General features: G+C 47.2%; 13 protein-coding genes. 10 read left to right on the top strand and 3 right to left on the bottom strand.

The genetic code is table 11. The features are described from left to right. The first annotated feature begins 123 nt into the window (after positions 1–123). The 4 genes from ACO0K1_RS12540 (at position 124) to ACO0K1_RS12525 (ending at position 4,369) form a co-directional block, all read left to right on the top strand. Positions 124–1,557: a circularly permuted type 2 ATP-grasp protein gene (locus tag ACO0K1_RS12540; protein ID WP_423026180.1), complete on the top strand. Its 1,434-nt coding sequence runs from the start codon at positions 124–126 to the stop codon at positions 1,555–1,557. Positions 1,558–1,634: 77 nt separating this feature from the next. Further along, positions 1,635–2,585 carry an alpha-E domain-containing protein gene (locus ACO0K1_RS12535; protein ID WP_423026200.1) on the top strand — a complete coding sequence of 317 codons (951 nt, stop codon included), beginning with the start codon at positions 1,635–1,637 and terminating at the stop codon, positions 2,583–2,585. Between the two features lie 6 nt (positions 2,586–2,591). After that, on the top strand, positions 2,592–3,398 hold the full coding sequence (locus ACO0K1_RS12530) for a transglutaminase family protein (RefSeq protein ID WP_423026178.1): 807 nt from the start codon (positions 2,592–2,594) through the stop codon (positions 3,396–3,398). 74 nt (positions 3,399–3,472) lie between these two features. Then, positions 3,473–4,369, top strand: a complete 897-nt coding sequence (locus ACO0K1_RS12525) for a peptidase (protein ID WP_423026177.1) — start codon at positions 3,473–3,475, stop codon at positions 4,367–4,369. On the opposite strand, the gene ACO0K1_RS12520 is transcribed toward ACO0K1_RS12525, so the two are convergent. Together ACO0K1_RS12520 and ACO0K1_RS12515 are read right to left on the bottom strand one after the other, a co-directional pair. Then, the gene (locus ACO0K1_RS12520; RefSeq protein WP_423026175.1) at positions 4,366–4,926 is read right to left on the bottom strand and encodes a DNA-3-methyladenine glycosylase I; all 561 of its coding nucleotides are present in this window, start codon (positions 4,924–4,926) and stop codon (positions 4,366–4,368) included. The two genes, ACO0K1_RS12525 and ACO0K1_RS12520, sit on opposite strands and share 4 nt — an antisense overlap. Before the next feature lie 120 nt (positions 4,927–5,046). After that, positions 5,047–6,468 carry a S41 family peptidase gene (locus ACO0K1_RS12515; RefSeq protein WP_423026173.1) on the bottom strand — a complete coding sequence of 474 codons (1,422 nt, stop codon included), beginning with the start codon at positions 6,466–6,468 and terminating at the stop codon, positions 5,047–5,049. A gap of 427 nt (positions 6,469–6,895) precedes the next feature. On the opposite strand from ACO0K1_RS12515, the gene ACO0K1_RS12510 reads away from it, so the two are divergent. The 4 genes from ACO0K1_RS12510 (at position 6,896) to ACO0K1_RS12495 (ending at position 11,281) form a co-directional block, all read left to right on the top strand. Further along, positions 6,896–7,951, top strand: a complete 1,056-nt coding sequence (locus ACO0K1_RS12510) for a LacI family DNA-binding transcriptional regulator (protein WP_423026171.1) — start codon at positions 6,896–6,898, stop codon at positions 7,949–7,951. A gap of 195 nt (positions 7,952–8,146) precedes the next feature. Then, positions 8,147–8,689: a gluconokinase gene (locus ACO0K1_RS12505; RefSeq protein WP_423026169.1), complete on the top strand. Its 543-nt coding sequence runs from the start codon at positions 8,147–8,149 to the stop codon at positions 8,687–8,689. Positions 8,690–8,775: 86 nt separating this feature from the next. Further along, a complete protein-coding gene (locus tag ACO0K1_RS12500; RefSeq protein ID WP_423026167.1) occupies positions 8,776–10,065 on the top strand; it encodes an MFS transporter in 1,290 nt (429 codons plus the stop codon). A gap of 148 nt (positions 10,066–10,213) precedes the next feature. After that, complete coding sequence (locus ACO0K1_RS12495) at positions 10,214–11,281, top strand: porin (protein WP_423026165.1); 1,068 nt, start codon at positions 10,214–10,216, stop codon at positions 11,279–11,281. A 305-nt stretch (positions 11,282–11,586) separates the two neighbouring features. Here ACO0K1_RS12495 and purM read toward each other — a convergent pair whose 3' ends face one another. Beyond that, positions 11,587–12,630, bottom strand: coding sequence for a phosphoribosylformylglycinamidine cyclo-ligase (purM, locus tag ACO0K1_RS12490; protein ID WP_423026163.1), 1,044 nt, complete (start codon positions 12,628–12,630; stop codon positions 11,587–11,589). 188 nt (positions 12,631–12,818) lie between these two features. Here purM and ACO0K1_RS12485 point away from each other — a divergent pair, with 188 nt between their 5' ends. Next, the gene (locus ACO0K1_RS12485; RefSeq protein WP_423026161.1) at positions 12,819–13,904 is read left to right on the top strand and encodes an AI-2E family transporter; all 1,086 of its coding nucleotides are present in this window, start codon (positions 12,819–12,821) and stop codon (positions 13,902–13,904) included. After that, entirely contained in the window at positions 13,901–14,575 is a 675-nt protein-coding gene (gene hda, locus ACO0K1_RS12480; RefSeq protein ID WP_423026159.1) for a DnaA regulatory inactivator Hda, read from the top strand. The genes ACO0K1_RS12485 and hda overlap by 4 nt, the downstream gene beginning before the upstream one ends. The last annotated feature ends 25 nt before the right edge of the window (positions 14,576–14,600 follow it).

The raw sequence follows: 14,600 nt of genomic DNA, 5'->3' as shown, positions 1-14,600 counted from the left end.
ATAACTAGTAATCTCCGCAACTGCATGACTTCGTGAAGCAATGTTACATAATGCCTGCAAGATGCTGTCAACTGGCACGTTTCTTGATATAGTCAATATCAATAGCACTCGTGGAAAAATGACATGGCAAATTTTTTTAATGAAATGACTGCTGATGTAGCAGTCGGTACCGATGGTCTGAACACAACACGGGAACATTATCGCGATTTTGATTTTTGGTTAAAGCAACAAACGGCAGAACGCTTACAACGTAAGCGTGCAGAAGCCGATTTGAGCTTCCGTCGCGTAGGTATTACTTTTGCCGTCTACGGTGATGACGCTGGTACCGAGCGGCTCATTCCATTTGATATCATTCCGCGCATTATCCCCGCGCATGAGTGGCAAACTCTCCAGACTGGCCTAGTACAACGCGTACAAGCGTTGAATATGTTTATTCACGATGTGTACCACGATCAGAACATCATTAAGGCTGGAATTATTCCTCCAGAGCAAATTTATAAAAATGCGCAGTACCGTCCTGAGATGCAAGGCATTTCGGTGGCATCAGACATCTACGCACACATTGCCGGTGTTGATATTGTACGAGCGGGTCAGGGCGAATTTTACGTTCTCGAAGATAACCTGCGCGTCCCGTCTGGTGTATCCTACATGTTAGAAGACCGCAAGATGATGATGCGACTCTTTCCTGAATTATTTAGCAGCAATAAAATCGCGCCGGTCGATCATTACCCGGACATGTTGCTCGACAACTTACGTTCAGTTGCGCCTATGGGTATTGACGATCCTACCGTCGTCGTGATGACGCCAGGGATGTACAACTCAGCTTATTTTGAGCATGCATTTCTGGCACAACAAATGGGCGTTGAACTGGTCGAAGGCAAAGATTTATTCGTGAACGATAACGCTGTGTACATGCGCACGACCCGTGGACCCAAACGTGTTGATGTGATCTATCGTCGTATCGATGATGATTTCATGGATCCATTGGCCTTCCGTCCGGATTCATCATTGGGGGTTCCCGGGTTGCTGTCCGTCTATCGTGCTGGCCGTGTAACCTTGGCAAATGCCATCGGCACCGGTGTTGCCGACGATAAATCAATCTATCCCTATGTGCCAGATATGATTAAGTTTTATTTATCTGAGCAACCAATTTTAAATAACGTACCGACTTACCAATGTCGCAAACCTGACGATCTGGCGTACACTTTGGCTAACCTCTCCGAGTTAGTCGTGAAGGAAGTGCATGGCGCGGGCGGCTACGGCATGTTGGTAGGTCCTGCATCTACCAAACAACAAATTGAAGATTTCCGTCAACGTGTGATTGCTAAACCTGACGGTTATATCGCCCAACCAACGCTGGCGCTTTCGGCTTGTCCAACGTTTGTTGAAAATGGCATTGCACCACGTCATATCGATTTACGGCCATTTGTTTTATCCGGTAAGACCATCTCGATGGTGCCCGGAGGTTTGACCAGGGTTGCCTTACAAGAAGGTTCCCTCGTGGTCAACTCCTCACAAGGTGGTGGCACCAAAGATACCTGGATTTTAGAAAAATAAACACGTGCTGAACTGCCTTCAAACGCACAAGTAAAATCATGATTTCACGCGCTGTTGAGAGCGCACAAGGAACTAAGATGCTAAGTCGTACCGCTGATCATTTATTCTGGATGGCCCGTTACACTGAACGTGCTGAAAATACTGCCCGTATGTTAGACGTGAATGTGCAAACGTCGATGCTGCCACAATCTGCTGAAAATGCAGAACAGGGATGGCGCGCGATGCTCGGCATCTCCGAATTGCAATCCGCATTCGATCATCATTACGGCATGTTAACCAAAAAGGATGTACTCGATTTTATGGTGCGCGATCCGATGAATCCATCGTCGATCGCCTCCTGCCTTAAAGAGGCACGCGAGAATGCACGCGCCGTGCGAGGTACCTTAACGACAGAAGTCTGGGAAACGCAGAATGCAACGTGGCTGGAAGTTCAGGAGAAGCTCGCCAGCGGCATGTTAGAACAAGATCCCGGCCAATTTTTTGAATGGGTTAAATTCCGTTCACATTTATCACGTGGGGTCACTTTAGGCACCATGCTGAAAGATGAAGCGGTGCATTTCATTCGCCTCGGTACATTTTTAGAACGCGCCGATAACACTGCACGCATATTAGACGTCAAGTTCCATAACGCCAAAGAAATTGAGACAGGCAACCAATTAATGCAAAGAGATTTTTATTATTGGGGTGCGCTGTTACGTTCAGTTTCGGGTTTCGAAATCTATCGCAAAGTATATCGCGACGTGATCACACCAGAGCGTGTTGCAGAACTATTAATGCTACGTGGTGACATGCCGCGTTCTTTGTTGGCATGCCTGGATGAAGTCGTCGCAAATTTGGCCGAAGTGCGCAATGATGTCTCGTCAGACACCGAGCGTCTGGCAGGAAAATTACATGCCGAATTTAAGTTTGCCAGAATTGACGATATTTTAGATGCCGGGCTACACGATACGTTGACTGAGTTTTTAGAGCGAATTTTTGAACTGGGCAATCGTATCAGCCGCGATTTCCTTGTTCCGCTGGCAGCCTGATTTCATATGCAACTTCTCATTCAGCATCAGACGACATACCACTATTCTTTGCCGTCAACGTACACGATTCAGCAATTGCGCCTGACGCCACGCATTGAGGCGCATCAGCAAGTGATTCAATGGGAGGTCAAAACAGGCGGCCATAAAACCCCCTTTATTGACGCCTATGGCAATCAATCACACACGCTGACAATTACCGGCGCTCACGAGACGATCAGCATACTGGCGCACGGGATTGTTGATATTCATGCACCGCCGTTCGGTCGTATTGTTGACGTTGAACATTTTTCGCCGTTGGTATTTACCGTGCCGACACGCTTAACTGAAGCCACGCCTGCGATCTATGCCTTTGCGCAACGAGGATTGCCACGTGATCAAACAGCAACGACAAGCGAATTGCTTCATTTGGCTGAACAAATACAAACTGCGGTAGCCTATCGTAGTGGCACGACGATTGTGACCAGCACCGCCGACGACGCTTTAAGCCTGGGGCTGGGCGTATGTCAGGACCATGCGCATTTGTTTCTGGCATGCTGCCATGTGCGTGGGATTCCTGCTCGTTATGTTTCTGGCTATATTGACCCGGAAACCAGTGATCATGCTGATAGTCATGCGTGGGTTGATGTGTGGGCGCAGGATCATGATTTTCATGGCTGGGTCAGTATCGACGTTACCCATGCCTGTCTGATGAACGATGCCTATTGCCGTTTGGCGGTAGGACGAGATTACGATTCAGCTGCACCAGTGCGCGGCGTTCGACGTGGTGGCGGCACGGAAACCTTAGAAGTCAGCGTGCATGTCACTCCACGCTAATTCGCACCGGACTCCCTCGAAAATCTGCGCATGAGGTAAAATTCATGCTTTGCTTTTATTTGCTTGATTGAATTATGACTTACTGTGTTGGCATGCGCCTTGACGCCGGGCTGGTTTTTTTATCGGATTCTCGTACCAATGCAGGGGTGGATCAAGTCGGTACTTTCCGCAAGATGTCGGTCTTTGAAAATCCCGGCGACCGCATGATGGTTCTGATGACTGCCGGAAATTTATCAATTTCACAATCGGTCCGTGAACTCTTGTCAGATTTCAAAGATGAAAATGGCAACAGCATCTGGAACGTGCCTAATATGTACGAAGCAGCACGCATCCTCGGTGCTACTGTACGTGCAGTGCATCAGCGTGACGCTAAAGCCTTAGCCGAATTTGGCATCGATTTTAATGTCAGCCTGATGTTTGGTGGGCAGATAGGTGAAGAACGTTGTCGTTTATTCCAGATTTATGCCGCAGGTAACTTCATCGAAGCGCACAACGAAAATACTTATTTTCAAATTGGCGAAGCCAAGTACGGCAAACCGATATTAGACCGCGTTATTAATCCAGCCACTAGCTTAGATGAAGCCGCGAAATGCGCGTTGATCTCAATGGATTCTACCCTGCGTTCCAACGTGTCCGTTGGCTTGCCACTGGATTTATTGGTCTATGAAAATAACCGGCTAGCAGTCACAAGGTTCGTCACGATAGACGAAAAAAATCATTACTTCCAGATGATACGCAACACCTGGGGTCAACAGTTAAAGGCTGTATTCGAAGGCATTGAGGCACCAGTATGGGACGCCAAAATCAATGTCGAAACAAATACCAACGTCAATAGTTCAGCCGCATTGTCCAATTTTGGCGTACGTAATACACCGGTGTTGGTCGCACATCCACGCAACCACGATAGCAAGACTTCGTCTGGCGAGTTACAGTCTTTTGCGGGACAAACGCCATCAAAAAGACAGCATTAATCTGATCGCGTCCGACGCCAGTGACAGTCGGCGGCATGGTCATGCACCATGCCTATCGCCTGCATATACGCGTAAATAATTGTTGAACCCACAAATTTAAAACCACGCTTAAGTAAGTCCTTAGATATCTGATCCGATAGAGGCGTGGTTATAATCCGCTCACCATTATTGTATATTGGCGTGCCATTAACATACGCCCACAAATACGCGTCCAGCCCCCCTTTTTCTTCACATAAACGCAGATAGGCCTTGGCGTTATTTATCGTAGCCGCCACTTTTAAGCGGTTACGTACAATGCCAGGATTGGCTAATAATGAGACAACCTTGTCGTCATCATATTGAGCAATTTTATGCGCGTCCCAACCATCAAATGCAAGTCGGTAATTTTCGCGTTTATTCAAGATCGTTTCCCAACTTAATCCTGCCTGCGCACCTTCGAGATTGAGCATCTCAAATAAACGTTTTTCGTCATGACATGGAACTCCCCATTCATGATCGTGGTAATCAAGATAAAGCGGATTAGACAAATTCGCCCAAGCACAGCGTATTTTTTGCATAAAAGTTGAAATAAAAATGAAGAGTAAGAGTGCGAGTGAAATTGCGATTGCGATTGCGACAAGCCAAAGCAGCAAAAAAAATGGCAAGCACGACGGCTTGCCATTATATGCGGAAAATTTCTATGGATGCGACATTGGCGTCAGGATACGCATTTCTTTGCTCGCAGGTCTCACCAACTGGTAAGCAGTTCCTGTTTGCGCCTTCACAAATTTAGGCAAATTGGCATTGACCGGACATGTGCCAGTAGCGCGATATGCGAGCGCCGAACTTAACATAGTTTCGGCTGTATCACCACGCTGATGCGTAAAGTCGTCAGATGCCTGACAGGTCGGTGCAAAGCCATCAGCATAGTCACCTAAGCCTTTATCATTCACGCCTTTAAACTGTATAGAGAAATAAGTCCAACCACAGTTATCCTGCGGTACAAAGCCATATGGCTTGCCGCGTGTAGTAGTACCAATTAAATCTACCGTCAGGTTAACCCCTCGCAAACTATTAATGATCGATTCACTCGCGGAAGCTGCACCATTGCTCACTAATAAACTGACGTGTTTCAAGCCCAATGTCGGCAACGACTGATTCGAAGTACCCAAAGAATAAAACGGGTAACTGACATTTTGGGAGGTCAATTTATCATTGTAGATCAGGCGTTCAAACGTGTGATTCGCAGTCGTGGTCGGGCCTGCAATCATATAAGCCAATTCACTGGCAATGTATAACAAGCCACCGCCGTTATAGCGTAAATCAATAATCAGATCGCTGACACCCGCGGTCTTCAACTGATTAATTGCGTTGGATAACTCGGTTTCTGATTGGGCGATATGTGTATCGAAAACGAAATAACCAACACTGCCATTTGCCGTTGAAATGACATTCACCTTTTTGACCGTCGTTTCTGAATAAGGAGCGCTGGTAATCGATATGCCCGCCTGATTGTTAAAACCATACGAGTGAGTTGCTACTGGTCCAGGTAAAAGTGCTACGTTAATTGCATTAATATCAGCTGAAACATTATCGTTCACGAAATCTAAACCATCGATGGTAGTTAACTTCGCACCCCGCTGCAAACCAGCAAGCGCAGCGGGCGAACCTGGGGCGACTTCAGCGATCACCCAGTTGCGGGGTGGCGAACTACTCAATGCTGCCCATTGAATTCCGATATCGAGTGGATTACCACTCGACTCTGCATTCCATGACGCCGTGGTTTGCGACCAATGGAATTGATCCACTGGAACACCTGCAGAATCAAGTGCAGTGGTCTTCAAGGCGGCAAAGTAATCTTGTGGTGTCGCATAATTAGCCGCAACCAGATTCGTCGGTAATTGCTGGTACCACAAATAAGTCTGATTAACGAATTGATTCAGAAACGCTTTTTCATTATCTACAGTACCCTGTTGATCAACGGTATTAGCACGTGGATTGGCACATAAATTTGCAGCAGAGCTCACAAATACTGGCGTACTTGATCCACTATTTGTTCCACCACCGCCGCCGCAGGCAGCCAAAATACTTAAGATACTTAGGGAAAGAATTTTTTTCATTTTATGTGTATAAAGAGGATCAAAATGAGGCTAACAGTGGATGAATTTACATCACCCCAAATGCGCTAAGACAGCATTTATTTTAGAACAGAAATCTAATTTCTTTTGCTTAATTTCTTCGGCAACTTAGTCATATAAAGAACTTTATCGCCTTAGTTTCTAAGATAGCGGAAAATATCCGGACATGCATGAGCGGTTACATGTTTTACAAAATTGACGGGACTTGGCTGTATAGCAACTGAATAGCGACTGAATAGCAACTGAAAGGCAGCCTGATAGTCGCCTAAAAGAAGGTCAAAGTAATGCAACGAATTCCATTTTCCAATGCCAAGTTATTGCCACTAGGCTTACAATGCAGGCCAGATAACTCTACAGAGTGATACCTTTTTCACTAAGCGCGCGATTGGTAACGCTAACATTTTTAGCTATGATAAAAAAATTAAAATCAGAAATTACAACGCAAAATTCACTCACCAAGGGGCGCGCCAGCGGTAAAATTACGCTTGCTGATGTCGCCGCTAAAGCGGGTGTTGCCAGCATGACAGCATCACGCGCCATCAATCAGCCAGAAATGGTTTCTGAAAGTTTGCGTCAACGCGTTGAATTAGCCGTCAGCGAATTGGGCTATGTCCCTAACCGTGCTGCTCGCGCCCTCGCTTCCGCGCACTCAAATGTGATCGTGGTATTGGTACCCTCCTTATCGAATGCGGTATTTACGGAAGTATTGGCGGGCATTCAGGATGCCTTAGATACCGACCACTATCAAATCTTGATCGGTAACACCCGCTATTCCGATGCCGAAGAAGAAAAGCTGCTCAGCATCTATATGCAATCGAATCCAGATGGCATTTTGCTTTCAGGATTAAGCCATAGCCCACGTGTCGAACAAATCTTAAAGACTTCGCAGGTTCCCATCGTTTCAATGATGGATCTGGCAGAGAAAAAGCAACAAATATCCGTCGGCTTTTCTCAATTTCAAGCTGCTTATACGATGACCCGCTATCTCATTTATAAAGGGCATCGGCGTATTGCGTTCATGGGCGCACAGCTGGATGAACGTACACTCAAACGCGCAGAAGGATATCGCAAAGCGATGCATGAATCGACACTCTACGATCATCAACTTGAAGTCATGGTAAGCGATCCGTCCACCATTGCACTTGGCGCTGAATTATTAGGGCGAATTCTGGCAGCGACGCCAGATTGCGATGCGATATTTTGCTGCAACGACGACCTGGCGCATGGGGCAATTTATCAATGTCAGCGGCGTGGCATCGCCGTGCCAGAGCAAATGGCGATTGCGGGGTTCAACGATCTTCCTGCATCAGCGTGGATGAAACCCTCCGTCACTACGATTAGCACACCACGCTATCGTGTTGGCTTCGAAGCGGCGAAATTGCTCCGCGCACTGATCCACAATGAACCGGTAACACAATCCAAAATCGACCTCGGATTTACTCTGATGGCCAGAGAGAGTGCCTGAAAAACCACAAAAACAAAAAGTTCTAAGGTGCCTTTGTACGGCAACACTCCCCTCGTAAAAGGTTAACAATCGACGGTCTGAATGCTGCGTCGCAGCACATCTTCTTCTTTACAAATAAAACCACATCATTAAACTTGAGTTCGAATGTTAGCGCTAACATTTTAACTGCAAAACCTCACTTTTTGGACAAACACGATGAATTCAATGCTGGATCAGACAATTTCTTCTGATGCGAACGATGTACGGTGGGTAGTGATGGGCGTGTCTGGATGCGGTAAGACCGACATTGGACAAAGCCTGGCACATCGACTCAATGTGCAATTTGTTGAGGGAGACCAATACCATTCGTCATCGAATATTCAGAAAATGCGTGATGGCATTCCATTAACAGATAGTGATCGCTCAGATTGGCTGTTGCAGCTGAGCAAAATTATTTCTGATGCACGCGAACAAGGTAAGGGATTAGTGCTGTCGTGTTCCGCGCTCAAACGTGCGTATCGCGATCTTCTACGCACTGCTGACGCAAGTCTTCGTTTTATACATTTACACGGTGACCGTAATTTGATCGCAAAGAGGATGCAAGCACGGAACGACCATTTCATGCCCGTCTCGTTACTGGACAGTCAGCTAGCAGATTTACAAGTCTTGCAAGCGGATGAGGCAGGTATTTGTCTCGATATTTCTCAAACACCAGACGTATTAATCACACAGATTGTGTCGACAACGGTACGTCAATGACCAGCTAAATCAGCCATTCGACAAAGTACACGCATGCACCAAGTCGATACTAAAAAAACAAAAAACATTTTTATCAAGGGACAACAATGAATTCTCAAACTCAACAAAAAATTCCACGCCGCCGCTGGGGAATAGGTGCCTTACTAGGGGTCGGTGTACTGATCAATTATATCGACCGCATCGGTCTTTCAGTTGCAGCGCCACAGATTCAAGATTTATTCAAACTGACTGGTTTTGAGATGGGCTTGCTTTTTAGTGCATTCGCTTGGTCTTATGCGGTTTTACAAATCCCTGTCGGCATGGTGATCGATCGCTTTGGACCAACCAAGGTCGGCCGTTGGGGCGCATTTCTCTGGGGTGTGGCATCAACGATTACGGCGTTTTCCAGTGGCTTTGCCGGAATATTTTTTGCCCGGGTACTCCTCGGAATTGCTGAAGCACCGGCATTTCCTGTCAGCGCCAAAGCGACAGGTTACTGGTTCCCGCGCAGTGAACGTGGGCTAGCAACGGCAATCTTTGATGCTGCTGCAAAGTTTTCCAATGTGATCGGTGTGCCACTGGTTGCAGTGACGGTTGTTAGCTTCGGCTGGCGTTGGGGTTTTGGTCTGACGGCCGCATTAAGTTTTATCTACTTTTTTGCGTTCCTGACTTTTTACCGTGATCCTACTGCGGATAAAAAATTGACTGCTATTGAATTAAACTACATTCAACAAGGCGGCGCAGCAGCAGAAGGCAAAGCTGAAAGCGGTGCGGTGAATATGCTGGCTTATCTGCTCAAACAACGCAAAGTATGGGGTTTAACGATAGGCTTTGCTGCATACGGTTATTCCTTTTATCTGTTCCTGACCTGGTTGCCAGGTTACCTCGTGCAAACAATGCACATGAGCATTCTGAAATCCGCGGGTTATGCGGCGATCCCCTGGGTCGTAGCCACTATCACCGATTTATTTGTCGGCGGCTGGTTAATCGACCATCTGATTGCACGTGGTCATAACGAATCCAAAGTCCGCAAAAGTGTTTTGGTCACTGGTATGTTATTTGGCCTTGCCGTGTTTGGCGCCACACAAACGGTTGATCCCGTATGGGCAATTTTCTGGATTTCAATTGCACTCGGTGGATTGGCATCAGCGGCACCGGTAGGTTGGTCTTTACCTTCGCTCATTGCACCGAAAGGCGGTGCGGGCACCATCGGCGGCATCATGAATTTTGTCAATAACCTCATGGGTGCGGCGGCGCCAATCGTGACTGGCTATATCGTTGGCGCCACAAATTCCTTCATCAATGCGTTTTTTGTCGCAGGCGTGATTCTGGCGATTGGTATTGTGTCGTTTGTCTTCGTTATGGGAAAAATCGAAGCCATCAGCGATCCGAAATAATCATTCTCAACCCATCACTACAGTGTCGTTCTGATCCACAGCGGTAGCATCGAAGGCCACCGCACTGACAACCCTATGTTCAAAGAAAAGTCTCGCAGAGATAAGGGATCTCTGCGCCCTTTTCCCTTATAAAAAAGAGAGACCTCGTATGAAAAAACTCACCCTCACAACTACCTTAGCCGCTTGTTTCTGCTTGATGCAAGCATCCGCTCAGGCGCAAAGTACCGTCACCATATATGGCGTCATGGATATCGGCATGTCTTATGATCAGGGCGGTATCAACGGCAATGCTTTGCGTGTCACCAGCGGCATGGCAACCCAAAGTCGCTGGGGTTTTCGTGGCACCGAAGATCTGGGCAATGGCTTATCCGCGTACTTTGTTTTAGAAGGAGGCATTCATGCCGACACTGGCGGTTCCACTCAAAACAGCACTTTGTTCGGACGCACGTCGATTGTTGGTTTGAGCAATTCACTTGGCACCGTGTCTGCCGGCTTGCAAGACACGCCTTACTTCACGACCCTCAATACCATTGTCGACCCGTTACGCAACGGTATTGCACGATCAAACAATCTGATGGCGGCAACTGGTTTCCGCGCTGGCAATTCCATCCTGGTGCGCAGTAACAAAGTCAATGGCTTTAATGCTGATCTGATGTACGTAGCAGGTGAAGTAGTAGGCGACGTCAATGCGGGACGTGCGATCGGTGGCTCGTTTGGATATAGTGAAGGCCCGTTAAATCTGCGCATTGCTTATCATAATAAAAATAACGACAGCGCAAGTATTCAAAACACCAGCAAAGCACGCAATGTATTGTTTGCGGCGAACTATGACTTTGGTATTGCGAAGACTTACTTTGGCTATGCGATTGATAAAGGCTTAAACAGCGCCAGCTTGAACAATGCAGCAGCGAGTTTCGGTGGCATCGCCCCGACAGCATCGACGGATAGCAGAGATCTGCATTTAGGAGTTTCAGTACCGTTTGGGATGCAAACGGTAGTGGCTACGTATATCCGTAAAGACGACAAAACTAGTCTGGCTCAAGACGCACAGCAATATGCATTAGCTTATATGTTTGCCTTTTCGAAACGAACCGACGTGTACACATCGTATGCCATTATCAGGAATAAAAATGGTGCGGCGTATACGGAAGGTAATAGCGAGGAAGCTGGCACCGGTAATAAACAATTTACCGTTGGCTTACGTCATCGTTTTTGAGGTCGACGGTGGGATTGAGATTGCGATTAATGCATTAATCCTGCTTTTACCCTTGCCCGTTTAAGAGCAAGCATGTTGAGCTTCACGGAAAACGGATTAGAAAGTATCTTTATCTGCGCGCAGTGCGTTGAGATACTTTTCCCGTTTTACGTGACGCACCAATTGTACCGACACGCAGTGACGGCACGAGTAGGACAAAGTTATTAAAAAGGACGCAAAAATATCACAAAAATGTTCAATAAGGATTACATTGAATTGAGTTGGATACCTCTTTCCACGCAATATCCACGCGTCCTTCAGATTGCTTAAACAACGATTGTTGGATGCTCATTACCTTCACGTGCACGGATTTCACCGATACGTGAAAGTGTTTCACCCGAAGCTGCCAGATGAGCGATCGCAGCGTCTGCGTTTTCTGCAGAAACGATCACGACCATACCGATACCGCAATTGAATACACGGTGCATTTCTGCGTCAGCAACGCCGCCGTGCTGTTGCAACCAGGTGAATAGCGGTGGCATGACCCAACCATCTTTGTGCAAGACGGCAGTTAATGTGTCGCCCAAGACGCGAGGTACATTTTCAACAAGACCGCCGCCAGTGATGTGCGCCATGCCTTTGACTTCGATAGCTTCCATCAGCGCCAGCAATGGCTTCACGTAGATGCGGGTTGGTGCCATCAGAGCGTCGCCCAATGTACGGCCATGGAAATCGGCGTTCAAGTCTGGTTTCGCGACTTCAATGATCTTACGTACCAGAGAGAAGCCGTTGGAGTGAATACCTGAGGAAGCTAAACCGAGGATGACGTCGCCTGGTTTGATTTTGCTACCATCGATGATTTTAGATTTTTCTACGGCGCCAACAGCAAATCCAGCCAAATCGTATTCGCCATCTGGATACATAGAAGGCATTTCAGCAGTTTCACCACCGATCAGCGCGCAACCAGCTTGTTCGCAGCCAGCGGCAACGCCTTTGATCACGTCTGTTGCTGTCGCCACATCGAGCTTACCGCAGGCAAAATAATCCAGGAAGAACAAAGGTTCTGCACCTTGTACCAGAATATCATTCACACTCATCGCCACGAGATCGATACCGACTGTGTCGTGCTTATTCAGATGAAAAGCCAGTTTCAGCTTTGTACCGACACCATCTGTACCAGAGACCAGCACTGGTTCTTTGTATTTTTTGCTGACTTCGAACATCGCGCCGAAGCCGCCAATACCGGCCATTACGCCTTCGCGCATGGTACGTTTAGCAAAAGGTTTGATGGCATCGACGAGGGCGTCGCCAGCAACCATATCGACACCAGCGTCGGCGTAAGAGAGAGAAACAGGGGTAGGAGTGCTCATGATAGTCGTCAGTAGGGGCTTGAGGCGGTAAAATAGAGGAATTGCCAGAAAACTCCGGCAAAAGCGCTATTTTAACAAAATGCCCGCCGCTTGACCTATATTTGGACAAGACATTACAAACAGGCAATGATTGATACCGATAAATTTATTTTTAACAACGCCATTTCTAACAACAACGCCCCCTGACCATGTCACTCTCATTTACAAACGAGCAAAAACAAACCCTGCTGTGGCTGGCGACAGGATGCGCCTTCTTGATCTTATTTGCGATGCTGGGTCCTGTGCTGATGCCGTTTATTGTGTCAGCGACACTCGCTTATGTACTCAATCCGTGGGTGGATCGGCTTTGTGCGCTCAGATTGGGACGGTTACGGCTGCCTCGCTCTGTTGCTGCGACCCTGTTGATCGTGATATTGATCACAGTGGTTCTGGCCTTAATTTTCGTGATCGTACCAATTTTGAAGCGAGAAATACCGCAACTTCAGGATGAGATTCCGCAATTTCTAGACAAATTTGACCAATTTATCGGACCAAAACTCGCTGAATATGGCTATAACGTTAAGTTGGACAGTGCCGGAGTTAAGTCTTTATTAACAGATCAACTGGCCGGCAGCGGCGAAGTCATCGGCAAGGCTATCCTGTCGTCGGTTCGAGTTGGTGGCACGGCGGTTCTTGGAATGATTGCTAATTTGTTGTTAATTCCCATCGTTTTATTTTATTTGTTGCTCGATTGGCATGCATTGATTGAACGTTCAGCGCAGTTTATTCCTCGTCGCTGGTCACATCGCGCAAGTGCGTCACTACAAGAAGTCGACGAAATTCTCGCGCAATATTTACGCGGACAATTGCTGGTGATGCTTGCCCTGGCCATTTATTACTCTGTGGCATTAAGTATTGCCCGCTTTGATCTGGCGTTGCCGGTCGGGATTATTACCGGATTTTTAGTATTTATTCCGTACCTGGGCTTTGGTCTGGGTCTGATTTTGGCTCTCATTGGTGCGGTTCTTCAATTCGACGGCGCGCATGGTTTAGTTGCGGTTGCCATCATTTATGGGATTGGTCAAACGCTAGAGTCATTTTTTCTGACGCCGCGACTGGTTGGCGAACGTATCGGTTTACACCCACTGACTGTGATTTTTGCGTTAATGGCATTTGGTCAGTTGTTCGGGTTTATCGGTATTCTGGTAGCACTGCCGGCTTCAGCAGTCGTTTCCGTTGCCATTAAACACCTGCGTGCCTCGTATTTTAATAGTCCTTTTTACCGACAGTCATGAGGCAATTACTTTTAGATCTGGATGCGCAAAAATTGCCATCGCTGACGACCTTTGTGGTTGGTCAAAATGCCGAGCTGGCACAATTGTTAGGATTATTTTCACAGCGTATTGCCAGTCAGTATGGCGAACGGTCTGTGTATATCTGGGGTGAAGCTGGAGCCGGCAAAACGCATTTACTGCACGCCCTCGCCGATCACAGCGAATCACGTTATATCCCGGCCAATGCACCGGAAAGTGCGTTTGACTTCAGTGAAGCAGTGAGTTTGTATTTGTTGGACGACTGCGACTCACTGTCACCATTAAACCAAATCGCGGCGTTCAATTTATTCAACGAAGCACGCGCCAATGGCGGTTTTTTAGTGGCAACCGGCAATCACCCGCCGATGATTCTGAATGTCAGAGACGATCTTAGGACACGTTTTGGCTGGGGTTTGATTTACCAGCTGCATGGTCTGACCGACGAAGATAAAATTGATGCTTTGGAACGTGCAGCGCATGCCAGGGGGATTCAATTGTCGGCTGGCGTGTTACCCTACCTGATCACACATTATCAACGCGATATGAGCTCTTTGTCAGATATGCTGGATCAATTAGACCATTATTCTCTGGTGACAAAGCGCCCGATCACGCTGCCATTGCTGCGTGAACTCATGCTACAGCAACAATTGTGACAAACAACCTATATAGACTACTTAC

Origin of the sequence: Undibacterium sp. SXout20W (assembly GCF_049340285.1) — a bacterium.
Lineage (GTDB): Bacteria > Pseudomonadota > Gammaproteobacteria > Burkholderiales > Burkholderiaceae_D > Undibacterium.
This window is presented reverse-complemented; position numbering and strand designations above follow the sequence as displayed.

Excerpts from the sequence above, each read along its gene's own strand:
- ACO0K1_RS12540 (WP_423026180.1), top strand. The coding sequence starts at position 124 with ATGGCAAATTTTTTTAATGAAATGACTGCTGATGTAGCAGTCGGTACC.
- ACO0K1_RS12535 (WP_423026200.1), top strand. The coding sequence starts at position 1,635 with ATGCTAAGTCGTACCGCTGATCATTTATTCTGGATGGCCCGTTACACT.
- ACO0K1_RS12530 (WP_423026178.1), top strand. The coding sequence starts at position 2,592 with ATGCAACTTCTCATTCAGCATCAGACGACATACCACTATTCTTTGCCG.
- ACO0K1_RS12525 (WP_423026177.1), top strand. The coding sequence starts at position 3,473 with ATGACTTACTGTGTTGGCATGCGCCTTGACGCCGGGCTGGTTTTTTTA.
- ACO0K1_RS12520 (WP_423026175.1), bottom strand. The coding sequence starts at position 4,926 with ATGCAAAAAATACGCTGTGCTTGGGCGAATTTGTCTAATCCGCTTTAT.
- ACO0K1_RS12515 (WP_423026173.1), bottom strand. The coding sequence starts at position 6,468 with ATGAAAAAAATTCTTTCCCTAAGTATCTTAAGTATTTTGGCTGCCTGC.
- ACO0K1_RS12510 (WP_423026171.1), top strand. The coding sequence starts at position 6,896 with ATGATAAAAAAATTAAAATCAGAAATTACAACGCAAAATTCACTCACC.
- ACO0K1_RS12505 (WP_423026169.1), top strand. The coding sequence starts at position 8,147 with ATGAATTCAATGCTGGATCAGACAATTTCTTCTGATGCGAACGATGTA.
- ACO0K1_RS12500 (WP_423026167.1), top strand. The coding sequence starts at position 8,776 with ATGAATTCTCAAACTCAACAAAAAATTCCACGCCGCCGCTGGGGAATA.
- ACO0K1_RS12495 (WP_423026165.1), top strand. The coding sequence starts at position 10,214 with ATGAAAAAACTCACCCTCACAACTACCTTAGCCGCTTGTTTCTGCTTG.
- purM (WP_423026163.1), bottom strand. The coding sequence starts at position 12,630 with ATGAGCACTCCTACCCCTGTTTCTCTCTCTTACGCCGACGCTGGTGTC.
- ACO0K1_RS12485 (WP_423026161.1), top strand. The coding sequence starts at position 12,819 with ATGTCACTCTCATTTACAAACGAGCAAAAACAAACCCTGCTGTGGCTG.
- hda (WP_423026159.1), top strand. The coding sequence starts at position 13,901 with ATGAGGCAATTACTTTTAGATCTGGATGCGCAAAAATTGCCATCGCTG.